This is a genomic window from Sorangiineae bacterium MSr11367, from assembly GCA_037157805.1.
Classification (GTDB): Bacteria; Myxococcota_A; Polyangia; order Polyangiales; family Polyangiaceae; genus Pendulispora; species Pendulispora rubella.
On record CP089983.1, the window covers coordinates 10,192,688 to 10,211,929 of the forward strand.

Here is a 19,242-nt window from a genome sequence, read left to right on the forward strand (position 1 = left end):
CCTCCCCAATAGCCTCAACGAGCCGCCCAGCCGGCATGGGATAATTGCGCGCATGGCTTCAAACACCACCTTCCAAAAGCGTCAAAAAGAGCGAGCTCGCCTGGACAAGCAGCGCGAGAAGGAAGAGCGGAAAAAGCAGCGCCGCGAAGAGCGCCCAGCCCGCTCGTCGACGGACACGGGCGTCGATCCTGACATCGCCCACATCGTGCCGGGTCCGCAACCTGTCGCCGAGGAGGACTCGTGACGAAAGAATCCGAGGCCGCCGGCCGGCGTGCGCTGCGTATCACCGATCAGTTTCGCAAAGAAGAAAGCATGGTCTACGACTTTCGTTGTGACGACGATCGTTTGACCATTTCGATCGCCCAGCGGTCCTCGCAAGAGGACGAGGGCGAATGGCGTGTGCGGGCTTGGGTCCGTGGCACGGCCGAGACCGAAGTCGTCACCGAGTGGGGCGCCACCCGCGCGGAAGCTCTTCAGGCTGTGGCCCGTACGTGGGCCGAGCAGCACCTGGAACGCAAGCTTCCTACCTTCGACTGGGATGCCGTCGCCGCCGCACTTGGGACCGTACGCGCCCTATGAAGGACACGCGTATCGGGGATTTTCGCAAGATACTCAACGCCCTCATGGAATCACTGACCGCCACGGCGCGGGTCGGTCGATGGGAAGGTCCTGACACGGTGCCGGTGCCGCTCCGAGAGAGCGCATCGAAACTGGAGGAACACCTCGACGCCGCCAAGCGACTGGCCGGCGGGATTCACGGGGGACGCCAGCCTGCCGCCGCGAGCTTGACCGCGATGGCCGGTGCACTCGGCCGTCTCGATGCCGCGCACTTGGAGTACCGCCGGCGCATCGGCGATGCCCCCTCGCAGACCCGCGAAGCGGCGCTGGAACTCGACGGCGAGGTCGATGCCGTCAAAGGCGAATCACACCGCTGGGTGTGAAGGGTGCGCGCTCATGGCGCGCACGAGCCCGTAGGTGTCTTCCAGCAGGCGATAGCGCACGATCTGGCCGTCCACGACGGTGAAATGCACGAAGAGCAGCGATTCGTAGACGTTGCCCGTGGCGAGCATGCGCGAGGCGAATTCTCCGCTGGCCACGGCCACGTTGCCTTCGACGACGATGTCGTGCATCGCGAATCGAATGGGCTCGACGTTGCGGAACAGAAGCCGGTACACCTCCTCCACCTCGTGGCGGCGTGTGCGCCGTCCAAGCCATGGGGCAATGGCTTCATGCCCGGGGATGTACCAGTCGACCGGATCCGAGACCAAGGCGGCGACATCCTCCACCGCGCCGGCAGTAAGTCGATCGAAGAAGCGCTCCACGACGGTGCGTGTATCCATGCCGATCACGTTAGGCACCGCGCGGCGGTGGAGCCATTACCTCGCAGGTCATGATCCCGACAACGCACGCGCGAACTGGCCGCTCAGCACGTAGCGCGGGAACGTGATCCACTGCTCGGCGAAGATGCGCAGGACGACGTCCTTCGGCCCGGCGAAGGGCTCCGGGGCACGCTCCTCCGCCTTGTGACCGACGCCTTGAAGGCCGATCGAGAGGATCATGGCGAAGAGCCCGCCGGCGATGGCGCCCGCCGCCCCGAACGCGCCGGCCTTGCCCAGGATGGCCAGCACGACGCCCGCGCCGACGGAAACGGTGCCGGCCATGAAGACCGGCACCATGAGCAGGTGAATCAGCAGGTTTTTCCGGCTGTGATGCACGCTGCGGTAGTTGTTCCACTGACGGGCGAGAACCGATTCATCGTGTCGGGAGTTCATGAGGGTGAGTATGCGGAGGTCCCCTGCCCGGCTCTTGAACGAACTGGCTACGGCAGCGATTGCATGCAGAATCCCCACGATTTTCGTCGGGCAGGGCAGTCGTGCTAGGGAACGAGGCCCGTGTTTTCTCGAGCCGCCCTCCTGTTCGTGCCCTTCGTTTCGGTCGCCGCCTTCGTCGCGGGTTGCTCGCGCAGCGATGCGAGCCCTGCTTCGGCGGCCACGTCCAACGCGTCCGCGGCGCCGTCCAATGCGCCCGCCGTGGATGCCTCGGTGGCAGCCGCACCGCGCCCGCCGTTCAACGTGCTGCTCATCACCATCGACAGCTTGCGCGCGGACATGCCGTGGGCCGGGTACAAGCGGCCGATTGCTCCGCGCCTGACGGAGCTCGCGGGGCGCTCAACGGTGTACACGCAGGCGTACTCCACCTCGTCGTTCACGTCGAAAAGCTTGGTCGGCTTCCTGAGCGGGCGTTACCCGTCGGAGCTTCAACGCACGGGCGTCTTCTTCACGCGCTACAAGGACAACCCGCCGTTCTTGTGCGAGCTGCTCGCCAAGGAGCAGATCCCCTGCATGACCGGCCAGGCCCACGCGTACCTCGACAAGGGTTACGCCGGCCTGGATCGCGGCTTTGCCGAGTGGAAGCTCGTGCCGAAGATCACGTTCGACTACAACACCGACCCGCACGTCACGAGCCAGAAGCTCACGCCGCTGGCCATCGAGCTTTTGAGCAACGAGAAGCTGCGGGGCGATGGATCGCGCCCGTTCTTCGCGTGGTTCCACTACATGGACCCGCACGACAAGTACCAGGGGCACGACGAGTCGCCGCACTGGGGCACGCGCCCGCGCGATCTCTACGACGAGGAGGTGTTCTACACCGACCTGTGGATCGGCAAGCTGCTCGACTTCGTGGCCAAGGAACCTTGGGGCGCGCGCACCGCGATCATCGTGAGCGCCGACCACGGGGAGGCCTTCGGGGAGCACGGGCGGATCAAGCACGCGCACGAGTTGTACGAGGAGCTGGTGCACGTGCCGCTCATGGCCTTCGTCCCGGGACAGGCCGCCGGACGCCGCATCGAGTCCACGCGCAGCGCGCTGGATCTGACGCCGACCATCGCCGACTTGCTCGGCGCCAAGCCGCTGGAAGGCTTGCACGGAAAGAGCTTCGCGCCGGAGCTGCTCGGCGAGCCGCCCGCACCGTCGCACGACATCGTGACCGATCTGCCGGAGGACGAGTTCAATCAGCGGCGTCGTACCTTCCGGCACGAAGACGCAAAGCTCATCGCGCGCGGTAAAGACCAAAGCTTCGAGCTGTTCGATTTGAAGAACGACCCGCGCGAGGAAAAGGATCTCTTTGGCAAAGACAAGGAGCTCACCCGCGACATGATGGCGCGGTACAAAGAGGCATCCCGGGCCATTGCCGACGTGGCGCCGGTAGGTGGAATTCCGGTTCGCAAAGACTGAGAAGAGATTCTTCTCGCTTCGTTTCTTCATTTTCTTTTGCCGGCCGCGCGCGCTCGCGGTCCTGATGGACATGAAGATCCGAACGATGGGGCTCGCAGCCGCGCTCTTGGCCGGCTGCGCCGGCGACAATGTGCCGCGCGAGTATTCGCAGATCCAACTCGAAATCAGCCCCTATTCCGTCCCCAAAGGCGACTCGTTCGTCGTGACCGGCGCGGCCCGCGGCGGTGAAAAAGCGCTCGAATGGGTGGACTTTGCCGTGCGCGACATCGATGGCAAACCGCTCCCGTCGGAGGCGGGAATCAGCATTTCACGAAACGAATTTTCAGGACCGACGCAATTGTGGGACTTCCGCACGGACGGCAACGTCAAAATCGTCACGTCGCCCACCACGCCGAGCGGCCAATACCAACTATTGGCGCACGCCGAAACGGCCGACGGGGACTTTGGAAATAGTGTGAGCTTCCGGGTCCGCTGAATTGGAGCCCCCGGTCGGCGGCGGAAATGTTAGACGGAGCCATGCCCCGTGCGTTTCTCGTGGCCACAGCGCTCGTCGTGTTTTTCGCGCTGATACCGGCATGCTCGGCTCAAAAAGATGCGGACTACGAAGGCGAGCCACTCGTCGTTCTACGAGGCAATGTCGTGTTGGGCGCCGATGCGATTCCGCCCGCCGTTCACGTGATGTTGGGCTGGGACAATTTCACGCGGCAAGGAGACATCGTGAGCTCCGAGGCGGCAACGGTGCGCGGGAGTTTTCCGGCCAGGTTTCGCCTCGACGTTCTGAGACCGCCGGAGCCGCACGTCTTCAACGATTTTGGCCATCAGGGCCTGCACCCGAACGAGGTCCCCCTCGCCGTGGCCAACATCGTGGCGCTCGAAACACCGGGCCCCCAAGGGCCGCTCGATAGCACGGCGATCGGCATCGTCGAGGATTACGTGCTGGTGTACATGCCGGAGCCGGTACGGCCGAATACCGCAACCGCGAACGTGCTGCATGGGACGTTGAGCCAAGGGTTTCATTTGATGAAGGTCGTTCGATTTTCCCCGGAGGAGAAGCAGGCGATGCTCGCCGAGCGGGAGGCGTGTTACCGCACGCGGGCCGGCGAAGACAATTGGGCCGTTCGCGTGGCGTGCGGGTCGGATTACATTTACGACGAGCTCCACGAAGTGCCCATCGGCACGGAAGTCACATTGAAGTTGGCAGCAGGGAAGTCTCTCGATTGGCCCAATTATCATTAGACCACGTCGAAGAGCTGTATCGCTCGCACGGGCCCATCGTGCTTCGTCGTGCGCGCCAGCTGCTCGACGAGGACGCGGCGCGCGATGTCGTGCAGGAGATCTTCGTGTCGCTCCTGGCCGATCCAACCCAATTGGGCGGGAAGAACTCCGTCGTGGCATGGCTTTACACGGTCACGACGCACAAGTGCCTCAATCGATTGCGAAACGAGCGAACGCGCGGGCGTATTCTCGGCCTTCGTGGCCGGTCGATGCCCGAGGGGCACGATCCGCGACCGGAGCAATCGCTGGCCATGCGCGATTTCCTCGCGGGGCTTCCCGAGGACCTCGGGATGGCCGCCGTCCATTCGTGGCTCGATGGCATGTCCCACGAGGAGGTTGCCCTCGCCTTGGACTGCTCGGCGCGGCGCGTGGGTTATCTCCTCGAACAGGTTCGCGCGCGCGCCGCGAAGAAAGGACTCTCATGGTGACGCGGCGCTGCCTATCGGATTACCGCATCGACGCGTTCCTCGCCGGCGAGCTGCGCGACGAGGAGACCGAGCGGCATTTCGCGGAGTGCGAAAAATGCCGCGCGCGGAGGGACGAGCTCTCCGCGGAGTACGCTCGGATGCGCGAGCAGTGGCCGCCGCTTCGCCTGCCGACGAAGCGCGCAACGCGCAGGTGGCCGGCCATGGCCGTGGGCGGTCTGGCCCTGGCCGCGGGCATCGCCCTTTTCGTTCGCACGCGCCACGAGGACACGACGCGGCTCAAAGGTGGCGGAAACGAGGTCGCGTTCTTCGTGGAGCACGAAGATCACGTGCGCAGTGGCGTTCCGGGCGAACGCGTTCAACCCGGCGACAAGCTTCAATTCGCCTATTCGGCGCGGCATCCGGTGCACGTGCTCGTGCTGAGCGTCGACGGCTCGGGGGCGGCATCGGTGTACGCGGATGGCGCGGCGGAGATGCCCGCCACCACGGGGAACGAGGTGCGCGCGCTTCCGACGAGCATCGTGCTCGACGACGTGCTCGGTGAAGAATCCATCGTGGGCCTCGTCTGCGATGGGCCCGAGGATGCCGAACCGCTTCGCGCACGCCTGCTTCGCGAGGGGGATCGCTTCACGGCGCCGCCATCGTGCACGGCCACGCGCTGGACCCTGGTCAAAGGGGCGCGCACGCCGTGAACGCCTTCGTCCGATTCGTAGCCCAACTCGCAGGGTGCGCGCTTGCTTTGCTCGTGGCCAAGCCGGCCATGGCCGACGTCGAGCGGTTCGGTCTGATCCTCGGCAACAACGTTGGCTCGCCCGAGCAAGCCGAACTGCGCTACGCGGAATCGGACGCGGAAAAGATCCGCGACACGTTGCAGTCGCTGGGCAGGTTCGACCCGGACAAACTCGTTTTGCTCCAAGGAGAAAGCGCCGACACCGTGCGCAAGGCGCTGGCCGGCCTGGGCGAGCGCCTTCGCCTGGCCGCGAGCAAACCGAACACGCAGGTCGTTCTCTTTGCGTATTACTCCGGCCACGCGGACGGCGCGGCCTTGCATCTTCGGGGCAGCGCTCTGCCGCTCGGCGAGCTCGAACAATGGGTTCGCGCTTCCGCGGCCGAATTTCGCCTCTTGATCCTCGATGCATGCCGCTCCGGCGCCCTTACCCGGGTCAAAGGTGGCACGCGCGCCCCACCGGTGGAGATTCGCACCGAAGGGAGCCTGGCCCGCGAAGGGCTTCTCTTTTGGACGGCCAGCGCGGCGAACGAGGATGCGCAGGAATCCGACGCCATCAAGGGCTCCTTCTTTTCCCACTACCTCAACTCCGCCCTGCTCGGTGCAGGCGACGTCGATGGCGATGGCAACGTATCCGTCGAAGAAGCGTACCGCTACGCCTCGGAGAACACCGTTCGGGCCTCCAGCGCGACCTTCGGCGGGACGCAGCATCCCACCTTCCGCTACGAGCTTTCCGGATATGGAAAGCTCGAGCTCACGACCTTGTGGGAACACACCTCCGGCCGCGCGACGTTGGTGGTGCCCGCCGGGAAACCTTACCTCGTCTTCCGCGATTCGAGCTCCGGTCCCGTCGTCGGCGAAATCGGGGCCTCGGATCGCGCGCGGCACATCAGCGTGCGTCCCGGCACGTATTTCCTGCGCGCGCGTGCGCCCGATGCGCTGCTCGAGGGGCGGGTGCGGGTCGGCGCTTGGGAAACGCGCGAGGTGCGCGATGCGGATCTGAGTAGGAGTGCCTACGCCCGACTCGTGCGCAAAGGCGGCGTGCGAAGCTCCGCGTTCTTCGTGGGGGCGGGGGCGCAGGTTCACACGGCGCTGAGCAATGCCACCGGCACCTGTTTCGGCGGGTACGGTGAGGTCGGGATTCATTGGGAAGCCCTCACGGGACAATTGCGCGTGGGCGTGTGCCGTGCGGCCTTCGACAATGGGCGATTGCAAGGCACCGTCGACGAGGCCACCGCACAACTGCGTCTCGTGCGCGTCATCGACCTACGCAGCGTATCGCCGTACTTCGGTATCGAGGCGGGCGCACTTTTTCTGTCGCAGAACTTCGACCTGCGCAACGGAAGCGCGAGCGACAGCCGAACCTTTGGCATGACCGGTGCGGGCGTGCTCGGCGTATCGCTCGAACTCGCAGGCGGCTTCGCGCTCTCGGCCGAGGGTGCATTTGCGTTGTACTTGTATCCGCTGGAAAACGCCGTTTCCGGCGAAACCAAGCGGCAGGCCGACCTGAGCATTCGCCCGTCCGTCGGTCTATCGAAAACTTGGTAAAGGCGTACTCTCGAAGGATGCACCCGACCCAAGACGCCCGCGTCATTCTTCGCCGCGCGAACGGTTACGACGTTCAGAACATCCGCGCCATCGTGCGCGGGGGGCTCGAGGAACTCGGGCTTCGGCCATTCGGGCGCACCTTGGTGAAGCCCAACTTGGTCGCCGCCGGGGAGCTTTTCACGCATGCGCACACGCGTGCGGAGTTTGCCGAGGGGGTGCTGCTCGCGCTGAAGGATCGGGACGATGGGTCGATGAAGGAGCTCGCCATCGGGGAGCGCAGCGGCATCACCGTGCCCACGCGCTTCGTGTTCGACGAGGCGGGATACAACGAGGTGGTCTCGCGGGTGGGGGCCAAGCGGTATTTCTTCGAGGAGGAGCCGCAAGTCGAGATTCCGCTGCACCACGAAGGGCGTTTGCGCGATTACCTGTTTACGCCAGAGCCCATTGCTCGGGCCGACTTCTTCGTCAATTGCCCGAAGTTCAAGGCGCATCCGTGGACCACGGTGACGTTCTCGATGAAGAACTACATTGGTATCCAGGACGACCGGCACCGGCTCATCGATCACGACCATGCGCTCAACCGCAAGGTGGCCGATTTGCAATACATCATTCAGCCGCAGTTCTGCGCGGTGGATGCCATCATCGCCGGCGAGGGGCGCATGCTGACGCCAATCCCGCGCGAGCTCGGGCTCATCGTGATGGGGAACAACCAGGTGGCGCTCGATTCCGTGTGCTGCCGCATCATCGGCGTCGACCCGATGGAGGTGGAGCACATTCGCCTCGCGCACGAGCGCGGCTTCGGCCCGCTGGAGGCGAAGATCACCGGGGATGTGACCGTCGAGGAGATGCAGGAGCGCGCGAAGGGCTTCCAGGTGGGCTTGGTGCGCATCGAGAAGTACTTCGAGGGGACGAACATCTTCGGCTATGCGGGACCGCCGCCCGGCCACGGCGACGATGGCTATTGCTGGGGCGGTTGCCCGGGCGTCATGGAAGAAGTCATCGAGGTGCTGCGCCTCTACGACGAGCAATGCGATGCGAAGCTGCCGCGCCTCCATATGGTCTTTGGCCATTACAAAGGACCGCTGGACATCAAGTACGGCGAGAAAGTGGTCTTCGTGGGGGACTGCTGCCAATGGCAGGGAAGCCTCGGCGGCGAGGTGGTGCGGATCGAAAGTTTGTACAAGGATCGGTCGCAGCTCGATCCATACGAGATCAAGCACAAGGACGTGTATGCGCGCATGCTGAAGATGGCCGGAAAGCTGCGCGAGCTGAAGAAGCAGCCGTACATCCGGCTCGAGGGCTGTCCGGTGAGCATTGGCGAGTTGGTTCTTTTGCTCGCCGAGTTGGGCAATATTCAAAATCCGTATTTCGACAAGCGGAACGTGCTCGGCTTCAATCGCTCGTATCTGGCGTGGCGCGGGAGCTCGGCGTGGCAACGGTTGCTCGGGCACCCATACCAGGTGCGGGGTGAGACCGAGCGGGGGCAGGCGCGGCCCGAAGTGGAGTGAGATCAGGGAGCACGCCCCGCGACGGCCTGGTGCACGGCGCGTAGGGCGGTGGTGATGCGCTCGGAACCCGAGGATACGGTGCGGGCGTAGGTGGCGGGGGTGAGGCGCGCATCCGGGAGCAGCCGCTCGAGCAGGGCGATGGCGTCGGCGCGGCGGTGGAGCTCCGTTCCGCCGACCACGTCGAGGACCTCGGCGATGGCGGCGAGCGCAACGTAGACCGCCTCTTCCTCCTCGGGCTCGATGGCCATGGGCACGGGGGCGGCGGCCGGGTCGGGAAACCAACGGGCGAAGCGCTGCTCCAGCGCGCGGAGATCGCGGTAGAGGGCCTCCGTGTGCGCGCGTTCGCCCTCGGTGGTGTCGCTTGGCTCGAGCCCGGCCTCGCGGCGCGCGTCGGCCTCGAGCTCAAGGTCTTCGAGCGCGCTCTGGTCGCGGCGCCGTGCAATGAGCTCCAGTTCGTCCAGGAGCAGCCCGATCTCTTGCTCGGGTGCGATGTCGGCGTGCAACGATGGCCCGAGTTGGGCACCGCTGCAGATGCCCTCGAGCTGGGCGTCGTCCATGAAATGGTAGAACGCGCGCTCCCCCCGTGTGCGCTGCTGTGCCACCAGCGCGCGCAGCACGGGGTTCTCCTCGCCCAGGGCGATGACGCTGACGCCGATGGGAAGATCGCCCAGGCTTTCGCGCGCCTGGGTGACCTGGGGCTCGTTCACGGGCGCGCAGCCGTCGGTGACGAGGACGATCTGCGCGCGCGCAAGCGCAGGATCGCTCGCCTTGGCCTGCGCGATCATGGCGAAGCTCGCGAGCAGTGCGCGCTCGATGTCCGTCCCGCCCTCGCGCACCGTGGAGCTGATGCCCACCATGGCCTGGTCGACCTCCGCCGGGGTGGAGACCCGGACGATGTCCCCGAGTTCCTTGGTGAAGTAGCGGAAGTAAAGCATCGGGCGCACGTGGCCGGGGTCCTCGAGGCGCTTTCGGAGCGTCGCTAGCTCCGCGAGGACGATGGCGTCGCGCATGCGCGCGCGGTTGCCCTGCATCGAGGTGGAGCCGTCGAGCACGTAGACGCGCACTTCGCTGGTCATGACCACGCGCGAGCGCCGCTCGACCTCCTCGCGAATGAAGCGACGGCTCAAGAGGCGTCCCGCGGCAAGATCGAGCAGCAACGCCCGCGGGTCGGTGATCAACGCGTCCCGAAGATCCTCCGCACCGCGGGCGGAGACCAGCTGCATGGCCGGCGTGGGAAACCGCACCGCGCGCAGCCGCCGGCGCTCCTCGTCGACGCGCACGGGGGTCATCGGCGCGCCGAGCTCGAACGCGCCGTCCACGGCCAGGGCGCATGCGCGGGTGGCATCATCGCGAAACACCACGGCGCCGAAGGTCTCCCTCGCCGAGCGCTCGAGCGATTCGCTGATCTCGAGCGGCCTGCACCCGCGAAGGCCGCCGAGCGCACGCGAAGCAGCCGGTCCTAGCTCGGCGTCGCCGCTGTCCTGGAGTGCGCGCAGGCCGGCGTAGAGAAGGCGAACGTCGCCCGTGCGGGAGGCTTGGCGCGCTTGATGGATCAGATCGACGTCGGCCTGGAGTCCCGCCGCTTGAAGGCGATCGAGCCACGCAATCTGCTGCGCCACGTACGCGCTTCGCGCCGCCACCGCGCCGGCGTCGAGCGGCAGCGCCGCGGCCACGTCGAGAAGGACCTGGCGCGCGGCGAGCAACTGTTGCCGCCTTCGCCCGAGGAGGCGCGTCTCGGTGCGCGCACCGTCGAGCAGGTGATCGACCAGCGCGAGCTCGAGCTCCAGCGCGCGTGTCGTCTCGGGCACGTCCGTCGCGAAGCCGAGCGGCGGAAGCAACGCCACGGAACCTGCGGGCGGCGCCGCCCGCGAAAGGAGCTCCCACACGCGCCGCAGCCACGCCGCGTACGCAACGAGCGGCCGCCCCACGACGATGGTCGCGCGTTCCACGAGCTCCACGTTCTCTTCCAGTTCGTCCCACGCGGCCTGGAGCGACTCGGCCGACTCGCTCGACGCACCGAACGCCTCCAAGGCCATCGTCACCGTCTTCGGGCGGTAACCGAAGGCCGCCAAGAGCGGACGGGCCACCTTGACGAGGCGCTGCTTTTCGATGTGCTCCGGTCCGAGGGAGAGACGCTCGATGCGCGCGCCGAGCTCCGCGGTCACGGGCGTCCCGTCGCGAGGATATCGGCCCAGACCGCGTCGGCATGGCCGCGGCGCAGGCGGGCGAGGAGCGCACTCGAATGCGACTCGAGCCCGTCGATGCGCGCCCGCAGCGCGGCGGTGCGCTCGAGCGCCGCCGGGAAGACCTCGCCCACGAGACGCGCTTCGAGCGAGAAGCGCGCGAAGGCGCCCTCGTCGTACGCGACATGGAAAAAGCGGCTCTTTCGCGTGTCGTCGAGGACGACGAGCAACGCCGCCGCATCACCCGAGGCGCACGTGCTTTCGATGGGACCGCGCAGGGTCTCCCAGAATTGCTCCAGGAGGGTCACCGCGCGACCGATGCGCTCGATATCCATCGTCACCACTTGGTCGCGAAGCTCCGCGGGGATCCCCTCCAGGAGCTCGTGCACGTCCGCGAGGCGCGCGTCATACTCCACACGGGAGGAGGCCGCGTCCTGCGACACGCGAAAGGCCGTCACCAGCAGGGTGTACGTCAGCGAGACGCGTTGCTCGGCGTTGCGCAGATCGCGGTAGCCCTTCGCGCTTGGCGATGGCGCCGGGTGCGACGCCCGCTCGGTGCGCAAGAGCACGTGGGCGATGAGCGTGAGCAGCTCACCGCGGGTCAGCACGCGCCCCAGGCCCACGGCCTCGAGGCGCTCCAACACCGAGGACGTGCGCTCGATGACCTGCAGGCGATCCCTCGCGTCGATGCGCTCGAAGGCTGCCTCGAGCAGCGGCCGGATCCGCGGCCCCAGCACGCGCGATTTGAAGGCGAGCGGCACCGCCCCCAGTGCCTCCAGGCGCTGCCCCGTCCGATCCACGTGCTCCAGATGCGGCTCGAGGGCGCCCACCACCGCCTCGAGTTGATCGGCATTTTTGCCCAGCAACGCCGCCCGCACCGCGCGCTGAAGCTCGCCGTCCCAGAGCACGACCAGCTGGTCCTCGAGGCGCGCTGCCGCCCTCGCGAACGGCGCCCCCTCGACCTTGGCAGTCGCCTCGGCCCCTTCGGCGTTAAGCTTCGCGTGCTCGGCGACGAGCTTCTCCAGCGACGCGAGCATCGCGTCGGAGCTCTCGATGGGGCGCACCGTCACCTCGCCCTCGTCGAGCCATGCGCCCACGGGCGCGAACCCCAGCGACGCGTGCTCCTCGAGCAGCGTCATCGCCCGTCCGCGCAGCCACCGCGCAATCGGCCGCGTCGTGCCCGAGGCTTTCTCCAGCCGCTCTGCGAGGTTCGCAAGGTCGTCCACGACCTTGTCCACGGGCATCGCGCCCGCACCGCCGGCGAGCCCTTGTTCGAGCGCGCCGCCGCTCAGCGCGTCCAACGTCTCGGCCAAGAGCGAGGCCGCCCGCTGCGCCTCGCGCCCGCCCGCGTCGGCCGCCTTGGCCAGCTTCTCGGCGGTCCGCAGAAGCGTCGCGGGCACCGCCTCCTTCTTCACTCGCTCTACGGTGCGCGCGAGCTCGTCCACCGATTCGAGCGCGACTTGCACGACCGGCTTCGGTGCCGGCTTGGGCAACCGCGCCAGCACCGCATCGAAGATGCTGCCCTCCACCTTCATGATGGAAAGCTGGCGCCGTTCACGCGGATCGGTCTCGCGCGCGAGGAGGCTCTCCACCGCTTCGCGCGGAGGCCCGCACAAGAGCAGGCTGTAACGAAGCATGGACAGATCGTCGAAGGAGGCTTCCTCGGGCCCGCCCCGTGTGATGCGCCGCAGAACCGTCGCAGCACGCAGCACGCGCCCGAGCCGAACGGCGGTGCGCGTCGACAGGTAGCGCGTCGGGGAAAAACTGGGGTCGCTCCGTGCGCTGCTGGAGAGCTCGCGATCGAGCGCCTCGATGAGCGCGCCCATGGCGTCGCACACCTCGTCGGGAACGAACACGTCATCGACGGCGGCCTGCAGCACGTCCAAATCTTGGATGGTGAGGAGCGAGCCCAAACGCGGGCGCCCTGCCCCTCCAACCTGGGTGCGCAGCACCTGCGCGAAGTTGGCGTGGTCGGCAAAGCTCTTGGGAACGAAGGCGATGAACGCGATGCGGTCGATGAACGCGAGCAGCGTTTCACGCGACGTTTCGAGGACCTCCGCGAGGTAGCGGTTGGTCGTCATCAACGCGCACTCGATGGCGCCCTTGGTGGTGAACGTACCCTGTTTGAGCTCGCGCTCGTGCAGCACGTTGAGCGTGGTGCGCAGGAGCATGTCGCGCCCGTCGAGCACCTCGTCGAGAAACGCATGCACGGCGCCGAGCATGCCTTCGTCGGTGAAGTGCTCCGTGCGGCCCGTTTGCATGAGCGTCTTGAAGTCGACCGGCCCCACGAGATCCGTCTGCACGGTGCTCTCGGTGAACTGGCGCGAAAAGACGCTGGGCGCCCCCGTGCTCTCATCGAGAATCCTCCCGAGCACCGCGGATGCGACAGCGCTTTTCGCGGTGCCCGGAGGGCCGGTCATCAACACGTGTTCGCGCGCGAGAAGCGCCAGCGCGATCTGGTGAAGCAGCCCCTCGCGCTCCATGAAAGCGCGAGCAAGTTCGTTGAAGAACCTAGAAAAGCGAACCGCCGCAGGCGCCTCGGCGATGGGGATGGGCTCGGCCATCCCCGCTATTTAAATCGTCTTCGGGGCCGTCGCAGCCAGCGCGTGCTGAATTTTCCCAGCGAGAGCGTCGATGTCTTCCTGGAAGCTTCCCGGGATCATCGGGCTCTCTTGGCAATATGCACCGGGCAAGTTCACGATCCACGGACCTTGCCGGTCGACGCCCGCCATGGTCGACCAACCTTGGGCGCAGCGCTTCGTGTCGATGCGCACGGTGACGTTCGCGCCGTTGCCGGAGGGTGCGAGAATCACCACGTAGCGCCGCACGATGTTCGCGGGCTGCTGGTTCACGAAGCCGTATCCGAAGCCGGTGTCTTGCCACTCCGTGAGGACGATGCCCGTCTGACGATCGACGGAGGTGGCCGAGTGTCCCTCGGCGGCCAACGTGCGACTCACGATGTCGATCCCGCTCTCGACGGTCGCCGACGTGACGAACGTCACCGGCTTTTGCGCGCTCCCGCACGCAGTTCCCAACGCGAGTGCGAGAAGCCCCCACGGAGAAATTCTAGTTCTCATGCGATCTCCCGATGTTTCGTGCCTTCGACTCGGTCTTGTCCCCACGCGGGGCTTCCGTCATGGCGCGAGCACGATTTCGAGAGATCGCAGAAAGAAACGCGATCGAACGACTAGGAGTAGTCCTTCTCCATCCGCTCTTGGTCCTCCTTGCAACGGATGCACAGGTTCGTCTCGGGGCGGGCTTCGAGGCGCTTCAACGAGATTTCCTCGCCGCACTCTTCGCAGACACCGAAGCTACCGTCCTCGATCTTCGCGAGCGCCTTGTTGATCTTGTCCAGAAACGCCTTTTCCCGGCCGCGCAGGCGGAACGTGAAGGATTGGAGGTACTCGCTCGACGCGAGGTCCATCTCGTCGGGCAAGTCGTTGGCGTCGAGGGTCATGTCCTCCTCCAACGTTTGCTTGGCCTTCTTGATGATCTCGTCGCGCTTTTCCGTGAGTAGCGTTTTGAACTTCTTGAGATCGTTCTTTTTCACTTCGGTTGCTCCGCTTCGCTACGCAACGCCTTGGGCTCGGTAATTTGTCTAGTCTAATGGATGCCCCGAATTCGAGGGCGGGAGACGGTAAGCACGTGGGCATTTTTCGTCAAGGGCTTCGAGGGCGGACGGCTGGGGTTCCAAATTCAGGAGCACCACCCGGCGTGGGCACTGCTAGGGTGCCGCCCAGGAACGGCCCGCCATGAGCTACCTCGTTGCAGTGGATGAAAATGGGCTCGGACCTCGCTTGGGCCCGCTCATCGTCACCGCCGTCACGGCGAAGTGCGAGGGTACGGGCGCCAAAGTGGCGTTTGGGCGGCCGGGGCGTGCCTTCTCCGAGCGGCTCGGTGATTCGAAGGGCCTCGTGGCGTACGGCGACTCTGCGCTCGGGGAAGCGTGGGCCCGTGCGCTGGCCGAGGTCACGGGTCGTGGACGCGACGCGGCGGACCCGGATGCCCTGTTTGGCGCGCTCTCGCTCGAGCCTGCAACCGAGTTGCGGGCCCATTGTCCAAGCGACCACGAACGACAGTGCTGGGGACACGAGACGGAGGCCTTCGTCGCCGACGACGCCATCGTCACCAAGGTGCGGCGCGATCTGGCACGCCTCGCGAAAAAGGGCGTCGAGATCGTGCGCGTGGAGGTGTCGCTCGTGTGCACCGCTGCGCTCAACCGCGCCGTGGAGCAGGGTGCGTCGCGCTTCTTGGTGGACCTCCATGCGATGGAGCGCCTCGTGTTGTCGGCACGCGCGGCCGTGAACGAAGACGTGGAGGCCGCGTGTGGAAAGGTCGGTGGCTACGACCGCTACAGCGATCACTTCGGGCCACTCGGCGGGCGGCTGCACGCGGTGGTCTGCGAAGGGCGCGCACGCAGCGAGTACCAGTTCCCCGGCGTAGGCCGCATCGCCTTCGTGCGCGACGTCGACGAGACGCACCTGCTCGTGGGCATGGCGTCACTCGTGGGCAAATGGGTGCGCGATTTCATGATGGATCGCGTGGTGCGCTACCACCGCGAGGTCGACGAGTCGCTGCCCTTGGCCAGCGGCTACCACGATCCGGTGACCACGCGTTTCATCAAGCAGAGTGCTCTTCTGCGACGAAAACGCGGGGTCCCGAACCAATGCTTCGAGCGCAAGGCGCTCGGCGCGGGCTAGCGCTTTCCGGCGTCGGCGGCGGGAGCCGCGGGCACGCCGGCGGCGGCGAGGATCCAGGTGCGCAGGCGCGCGATCTTTTCATCCTTGCTCAGACGCAGCTCGCCCTGCTTCTCCGCGGGCTCGCCGGGCTTCACCACCAGGTCTTCGTCGCCCACGCCGAAGATGATCGTGCCCTTGCGCGCGACGACGTATTCGCTCTTGGGACGGTCGGGCGCATCCTGGAGGGTCAGATGCAGCGCCTCGTCGGCAAGCTGCGCGACGGGGAGCGTGCCGGGGCGCTGGCGGAGAAGCTTCATCGCGTCCTTGGCCACGTCCGCGTCGTCGCGCACGAGCGAGACGATGCGGTAGCGCTTGGTGCCATCTTTGTAGTAACCGACGGCGCCCGCCCCGAGGCGTGCAATGCCCAGCACCTCCTTGGGGAAGTATTGAATGCCGTTGGGCACCAGGTTCGCCGTGGGCAGGGCCTGCGCGGCCGCGGGTTTGTCCGCCGATCCAGGCAGCTTGCCACCAAGGCCCTCCGCGATGGCCGTCAGCACCGGCGCACTCGACTTGGTGATCTGCTCGGGCGACTCCTGCTCGTTCAAGTACGTGAGCTCGGCCAGGTAGGGCCCCTTCCACACGTAACCGCGGCCGTTGCCCAGGGCCCCCGCGCCGCCGGCGGTGATGGGCTTCGGTGCACGGGCGTCCGCCGGATCGGCGTCGGCGATGACGCGCTTGGTGAACATGCCGTAGGCGCCACCGGGATCGCCGAAGGTGGTGAGCACCACTTCCACGCTGCCGCCGCCACCGCCGCCGTCCACGTAACGAACGATGACCGCACGCTTCAGGCCGTACGATTTGTACACCTCGCACTCGCCGTCGACGGCGGTCGTGCAGACCTGGTCCATCGTGAGCTTGCCGCGGTCACCGTACGTCTTGGTGTCGCCCTGGGGCTCCAGGCAGTAGCCGCCTGCGGTGCGGACGAAGAACTCGCCTTGCACCGGATCGTCTACGGTCCCGCCGCCGGACGCGCACGCTCCGGGTTTGGCGGATTCCACCACGGGCGGGGGCGCGGAACCGCGCTCTTCGGGTTTTTCGTTCTTGCTGCAGCCTGTTCCAGCGAAGGCCAGGGTTGCCAGCACGGCAAACGCGAGCGGTGAAACGGCGGAGAGTGTTAGAGGAACCTTCACCATGGTTCGTCCTCTATCACACCCGGCACCCTCCGCGTCCAAGCAGGACGAGCCGCAGGCCGGGCAAGGCGCGCGTGCGGTCGGAAGGGGCGGACTGGCCGTGCTCGGCGCCAAGGCGTACTTCATTTTGCTCGGGTTCGTGCAGCAAACGGCCCTGAAGTACGCCATCGGCATGGCCGGCTACGGCGCCCTTTCACGGGTGCTTGCACCGGCCAACATCATCAACAACGTCATCGTCTCGAGCTCCACCCAAGGGGTGAGCCGCGCGGTCGCCGGCGGAGGAAAGCGCCAGGACGAGGCCTTCCGGGCCACGCTCCGCGTCCACGTGCCGCTGGCCATCGGGCTCGCCGTGCTTTTCGCCTTGCTCAGCCCCACGTACGCGGCGTTTCAAAAATCGCCGCACATCGCGCGGCCGCTGCGCATCGTGGCCTGCGTGGTCGCGATCTATGGCGTGTACGCGCCGCTCGTGGGCTCGCTCAACGGACGCGCGATGTTCACGCGCCAGGCGGCTCTCGATACGATTTTTGCGACCCTGCGCACCGTCGGCTTGATCGGGGTGGGCTGGTTCTTCGCCACACGCTTCGGCGCCGGGGTGGAAGGCGCCGTCCTCGGCTTCGTCATCGCCGCGCTGCTCATCGTGCCCATGGCGCTCTTTTGGAGCGGCACGGGGCGCACGCCCGAGGCGGAGGGCGCGCCGGAGGTGCCGCGCGGCATGGCCTACCTCGCGCAGCTCCTGCCGCTGGCCCTGGCGCAGCTCTTCGCCAATGGCTTGATGCAGGCGGACATCGCCGTGCTCGGGCGCTTTCTCTCTTCGGGCGCGCTCGACAGCGGCCTCACGGGCGCCGCGGCCGCGAGCAGCTCCGACGAGTGGGTCGCCGTGTATCGGTTTTGCCAATTCTTCGCGTTCCTGCCGTACCAGCTCGTCTTGAGCATCGCGCAGATCCTCTTTCCCATGGTGGCGCGCGCCCACGCGGAAAACGACCGCGAGGCCGTCCGCCGCTACGTCGAACGCGGCGCGCGGATCAGCGCCCTCGCGTGCGGGCTGTTCGTCGCGGTCATCGTGGCGCTGCCCGCATCCGTACTCGGCGTGGCCTTCGGCTCCGTGGTGTCCGAGCGCGGCGCGGGCACCTTGCGCATTCTGGTGATTGGACAGGGTGCCTTCACCTTGTTCGGAATCGGCACCACCGTCCTGGCCAGCCTGGGCAAAGAGCGCCTTTCGGCGACCCTCAGCTTCGTTCTGCTGGCTCTTCTCGCGGGTTCCGTCTGGGTGGCGAGCTCCCACGCCACGTACGGGGAGCCGCAACTCCGCGCCACCGCCCTTTCGACGAGCGTGACCTTGGGCATTGGCCTTTTGGCCATGGCCGTCGCCGTTCGTCGCTATTCGGGAGCGTTCATCCCCTTTGCCACGTTCCTGCGCGCGCTCGGAGGAATTGCCTTGGCCTATGTCGCGGGCCTTTTCTTGCCGCGCCTCGGCTGGCTTCTCACGCCCGTTGCAGCCGGCGTCGTCGCCATCGCGTACGTCGCCCTTCTCGCCGTCACGGGCGAGTTGAAGAGCGCCGATCGCGACATGGTGCTTTCCCTGATTTCTCGGCGGAAACGCGGATAGTGGAACCGCGTTCAGAGGCCGTCGATCTCGCGCTCGATGGCTTCGTTGCCGGCGGACGGGTGAATCCGCAGCACCGCGACGTTTTTCCCGCGCACCCCCACCATGAGCCTCGCATCGCCGAGCTGTTCGTCGTGCGAGGTGTACCGATTCAACGCGATGACCGCCACGGACATTCCGCGTCGACTTCCGACGGCGGGTTCGACGATCACGGATCGACGGCTGCCTCCGTCCAAAGGTGAGTGCCCCGCGAAGTAAGCTTCGTGCCGTTCAACGGACCATCCGACGGCTCGCAGAACTTGCTCGAAGCGCCCGCTGTCCTCGGGGCCGAGCGCGAGACCGATGGCCACGAGATTGCTGGCCAGCTTCGCCGGTGCATAATCCTCATTTACCATTTCGGTGCGCGTAAGCGGAATGTTCGGACTGGAATCCGTACTTGTCTCATTGACCCACGAAAAGAAAGGACCGGAGAAAGCCATCTCCGATCCGCGCACCGTCGCCGCCCGTCCGTGAACGGATGTCGTTTCCGTGTACGGTGACACGTTGTCCTTCCCGAGCGAGGTTTCCAAGGCATGCGTGGCGAGCTTCAGTCCTCCGGGTGATTCCGAGGTGAAGCCGAAACCGGTCATCCCGGGCGGGAATCCGAATGCTCCCTCTTGGAAGAACATCAGGCTCGTGCGCTCGAACTGCTGCGTCACGCTGGGTTGTTCCGGCGTGGTCTGGGTGTCGACCGTCAGGCTCGAAAAGACATCTCGGAGCCAAGTTGAATTCTGAAAGGCCTGGTACGTAGAATTGGAAACGAATGCCACCGAATGGTCGAAGAAGTACGGCACTCCTGGGCGTTGCACCGGCTGAGAAGCCATTTCGGAGT

At 66.3% G+C, this 19,242-nt stretch carries 20 protein-coding genes; 12 read left to right on the forward strand and 8 right to left on the reverse strand.

The features are described from left to right. The first annotated feature begins 52 nt into the window (after positions 1–52). The 3 genes from LVJ94_39245 to LVJ94_39255 are packed head-to-tail and all read left to right on the forward strand — an operon-like array spanning position 53 to position 941. Entirely contained in the window at positions 53–244 is a 192-nt protein-coding gene (locus LVJ94_39245) for a hypothetical protein (GenBank protein WXB02931.1), read from the forward strand. Next, on the forward strand, positions 241–579 hold the full coding sequence (locus tag LVJ94_39250) for a hypothetical protein (GenBank protein ID WXB02932.1): 339 nt from the start codon (positions 241–243) through the stop codon (positions 577–579). The genes LVJ94_39245 and LVJ94_39250 overlap by 4 nt, the downstream gene beginning before the upstream one ends. A 44-nt stretch (positions 580–623) precedes the next feature. Further along, complete coding sequence (locus LVJ94_39255; GenBank protein ID WXB02933.1) at positions 624–941, forward strand: hypothetical protein; 318 nt, start codon at positions 624–626, stop codon at positions 939–941. Here the strand turns inward: LVJ94_39255 and LVJ94_39260 are convergent. Together LVJ94_39260 and LVJ94_39265 are read right to left on the reverse strand one after the other, a co-directional pair. Then, positions 924–1,340, reverse strand: a complete 417-nt coding sequence (locus LVJ94_39260; GenBank protein WXB02934.1) for a nuclear transport factor 2 family protein — start codon at positions 1,338–1,340, stop codon at positions 924–926. The genes LVJ94_39255 and LVJ94_39260 overlap by 18 nt on opposite strands. 48 nt (positions 1,341–1,388) lie before the next feature. After that, on the reverse strand, positions 1,389–1,772 hold the full coding sequence (locus tag LVJ94_39265) for a terminase (GenBank protein WXB02935.1): 384 nt from the start codon (positions 1,770–1,772) through the stop codon (positions 1,389–1,391). Positions 1,773–1,892: 120 nt separating this feature from the next. On the opposite strand from LVJ94_39265, the gene LVJ94_39270 reads away from it, so the two are divergent. From LVJ94_39270 to LVJ94_39300, 7 genes are all read left to right on the forward strand, one after another. Beyond that, positions 1,893–3,233, forward strand: a complete 1,341-nt coding sequence (locus LVJ94_39270) for a sulfatase-like hydrolase/transferase (GenBank protein WXB02936.1) — start codon at positions 1,893–1,895, stop codon at positions 3,231–3,233. A gap of 70 nt (positions 3,234–3,303) precedes the next feature. Then, complete coding sequence (locus LVJ94_39275; GenBank protein WXB02937.1) at positions 3,304–3,708, forward strand: hypothetical protein; 405 nt, start codon at positions 3,304–3,306, stop codon at positions 3,706–3,708. Between the two features lie 41 nt (positions 3,709–3,749). Next, positions 3,750–4,469, forward strand: a complete 720-nt coding sequence (locus tag LVJ94_39280; GenBank protein WXB02938.1) for a hypothetical protein — start codon at positions 3,750–3,752, stop codon at positions 4,467–4,469. Between the two features lie 38 nt (positions 4,470–4,507). Continuing rightward, complete coding sequence (locus LVJ94_39285; GenBank protein ID WXB02939.1) at positions 4,508–4,936, forward strand: RNA polymerase sigma factor; 429 nt, start codon at positions 4,508–4,510, stop codon at positions 4,934–4,936. After that, a complete protein-coding gene (locus tag LVJ94_39290) occupies positions 4,930–5,625 on the forward strand; it encodes a hypothetical protein (GenBank protein ID WXB02940.1) in 696 nt (231 codons plus the stop codon). The genes LVJ94_39285 and LVJ94_39290 overlap by 7 nt, the downstream gene beginning before the upstream one ends. Then, positions 5,622–7,208 carry a caspase family protein gene (locus LVJ94_39295; protein WXB02941.1) on the forward strand — a complete coding sequence of 529 codons (1,587 nt, stop codon included), beginning with the start codon at positions 5,622–5,624 and terminating at the stop codon, positions 7,206–7,208. The genes LVJ94_39290 and LVJ94_39295 overlap by 4 nt, the downstream gene beginning before the upstream one ends. A 17-nt stretch (positions 7,209–7,225) precedes the next feature. Beyond that, entirely contained in the window at positions 7,226–8,716 is a 1,491-nt protein-coding gene (locus tag LVJ94_39300) for a DUF362 domain-containing protein (protein WXB02942.1), read from the forward strand. 2 nt (positions 8,717–8,718) lie between these two features. Here LVJ94_39300 and LVJ94_39305 read toward each other — a convergent pair whose 3' ends face one another. From LVJ94_39305 to LVJ94_39320, 4 genes are all read right to left on the reverse strand, one after another. Continuing rightward, positions 8,719–10,881 (reverse strand): VWA domain-containing protein, encoded by a 2,163-nt coding sequence (locus tag LVJ94_39305; protein ID WXB02943.1) that lies wholly within the window; start codon positions 10,879–10,881, stop codon positions 8,719–8,721. Further along, the gene (locus LVJ94_39310; GenBank protein WXB02944.1) at positions 10,878–13,463 is read right to left on the reverse strand and encodes a MoxR family ATPase; all 2,586 of its coding nucleotides are present in this window, start codon (positions 13,461–13,463) and stop codon (positions 10,878–10,880) included. The genes LVJ94_39305 and LVJ94_39310 overlap by 4 nt, the downstream gene beginning before the upstream one ends. 9 nt (positions 13,464–13,472) lie before the next feature. Further along, positions 13,473–13,976, reverse strand: a complete 504-nt coding sequence (locus LVJ94_39315; protein WXB02945.1) for a hypothetical protein — start codon at positions 13,974–13,976, stop codon at positions 13,473–13,475. Positions 13,977–14,086: 110 nt separating this feature from the next. Further along, positions 14,087–14,449, reverse strand: coding sequence for a TraR/DksA C4-type zinc finger protein (locus LVJ94_39320; protein ID WXB02946.1), 363 nt, complete (start codon positions 14,447–14,449; stop codon positions 14,087–14,089). 202 nt (positions 14,450–14,651) lie between these two features. Here LVJ94_39320 and LVJ94_39325 point away from each other — a divergent pair, with 202 nt between their 5' ends. Further along, positions 14,652–15,599 carry a hypothetical protein gene (locus LVJ94_39325; protein ID WXB02947.1) on the forward strand — a complete coding sequence of 316 codons (948 nt, stop codon included), beginning with the start codon at positions 14,652–14,654 and terminating at the stop codon, positions 15,597–15,599. On the opposite strand, the gene LVJ94_39330 is transcribed toward LVJ94_39325, so the two are convergent. Continuing rightward, positions 15,596–16,771 carry a hypothetical protein gene (locus LVJ94_39330; protein ID WXB02948.1) on the reverse strand — a complete coding sequence of 392 codons (1,176 nt, stop codon included), beginning with the start codon at positions 16,769–16,771 and terminating at the stop codon, positions 15,596–15,598. The two genes, LVJ94_39325 and LVJ94_39330, sit on opposite strands and share 4 nt — an antisense overlap. Here LVJ94_39330 and LVJ94_39335 point away from each other — a divergent pair. Next, complete coding sequence (locus LVJ94_39335; protein WXB02949.1) at positions 16,770–18,374, forward strand: lipopolysaccharide biosynthesis protein; 1,605 nt, start codon at positions 16,770–16,772, stop codon at positions 18,372–18,374. The genes LVJ94_39330 and LVJ94_39335 overlap by 2 nt on opposite strands. Before the next feature lie 11 nt (positions 18,375–18,385). Here LVJ94_39335 and LVJ94_39340 read toward each other — a convergent pair whose 3' ends face one another. Further along, the gene (locus tag LVJ94_39340) at positions 18,386–19,234 is read right to left on the reverse strand and encodes a DUF5829 family protein (protein ID WXB02950.1); all 849 of its coding nucleotides are present in this window, start codon (positions 19,232–19,234) and stop codon (positions 18,386–18,388) included. Positions 19,235–19,242 lie beyond the last annotated feature (8 nt).

Excerpts from the sequence above, each read along its gene's own strand:
- LVJ94_39245 (WXB02931.1), top strand. The coding sequence starts at position 53 with ATGGCTTCAAACACCACCTTCCAAAAGCGTCAAAAAGAGCGAGCTCGC.
- LVJ94_39255 (WXB02933.1), top strand. The coding sequence starts at position 624 with ATGGAATCACTGACCGCCACGGCGCGGGTCGGTCGATGGGAAGGTCCT.
- LVJ94_39260 (WXB02934.1), bottom strand. The coding sequence starts at position 1,340 with ATGGATACACGCACCGTCGTGGAGCGCTTCTTCGATCGACTTACTGCC.
- LVJ94_39265 (WXB02935.1), bottom strand. The coding sequence starts at position 1,772 with ATGAACTCCCGACACGATGAATCGGTTCTCGCCCGTCAGTGGAACAAC.
- LVJ94_39275 (WXB02937.1), top strand. The coding sequence starts at position 3,304 with ATGAAGATCCGAACGATGGGGCTCGCAGCCGCGCTCTTGGCCGGCTGC.
- LVJ94_39280 (WXB02938.1), top strand. The coding sequence starts at position 3,750 with ATGCCCCGTGCGTTTCTCGTGGCCACAGCGCTCGTCGTGTTTTTCGCG.
- LVJ94_39290 (WXB02940.1), top strand. The coding sequence starts at position 4,930 with ATGGTGACGCGGCGCTGCCTATCGGATTACCGCATCGACGCGTTCCTC.
- LVJ94_39300 (WXB02942.1), top strand. The coding sequence starts at position 7,226 with ATGCACCCGACCCAAGACGCCCGCGTCATTCTTCGCCGCGCGAACGGT.
- LVJ94_39310 (WXB02944.1), bottom strand. The coding sequence starts at position 13,463 with ATGGCCGAGCCCATCCCCATCGCCGAGGCGCCTGCGGCGGTTCGCTTT.
- LVJ94_39315 (WXB02945.1), bottom strand. The coding sequence starts at position 13,976 with ATGAGAACTAGAATTTCTCCGTGGGGGCTTCTCGCACTCGCGTTGGGA.
- LVJ94_39325 (WXB02947.1), top strand. The coding sequence starts at position 14,652 with ATGAGCTACCTCGTTGCAGTGGATGAAAATGGGCTCGGACCTCGCTTG.
- LVJ94_39335 (WXB02949.1), top strand. The coding sequence starts at position 16,770 with ATGGTTCGTCCTCTATCACACCCGGCACCCTCCGCGTCCAAGCAGGAC.
- LVJ94_39330 (WXB02948.1), bottom strand. The coding sequence starts at position 16,771 with ATGGTGAAGGTTCCTCTAACACTCTCCGCCGTTTCACCGCTCGCGTTT.
- LVJ94_39340 (WXB02950.1), bottom strand. The coding sequence starts at position 19,234 with ATGGCTTCTCAGCCGGTGCAACGCCCAGGAGTGCCGTACTTCTTCGAC.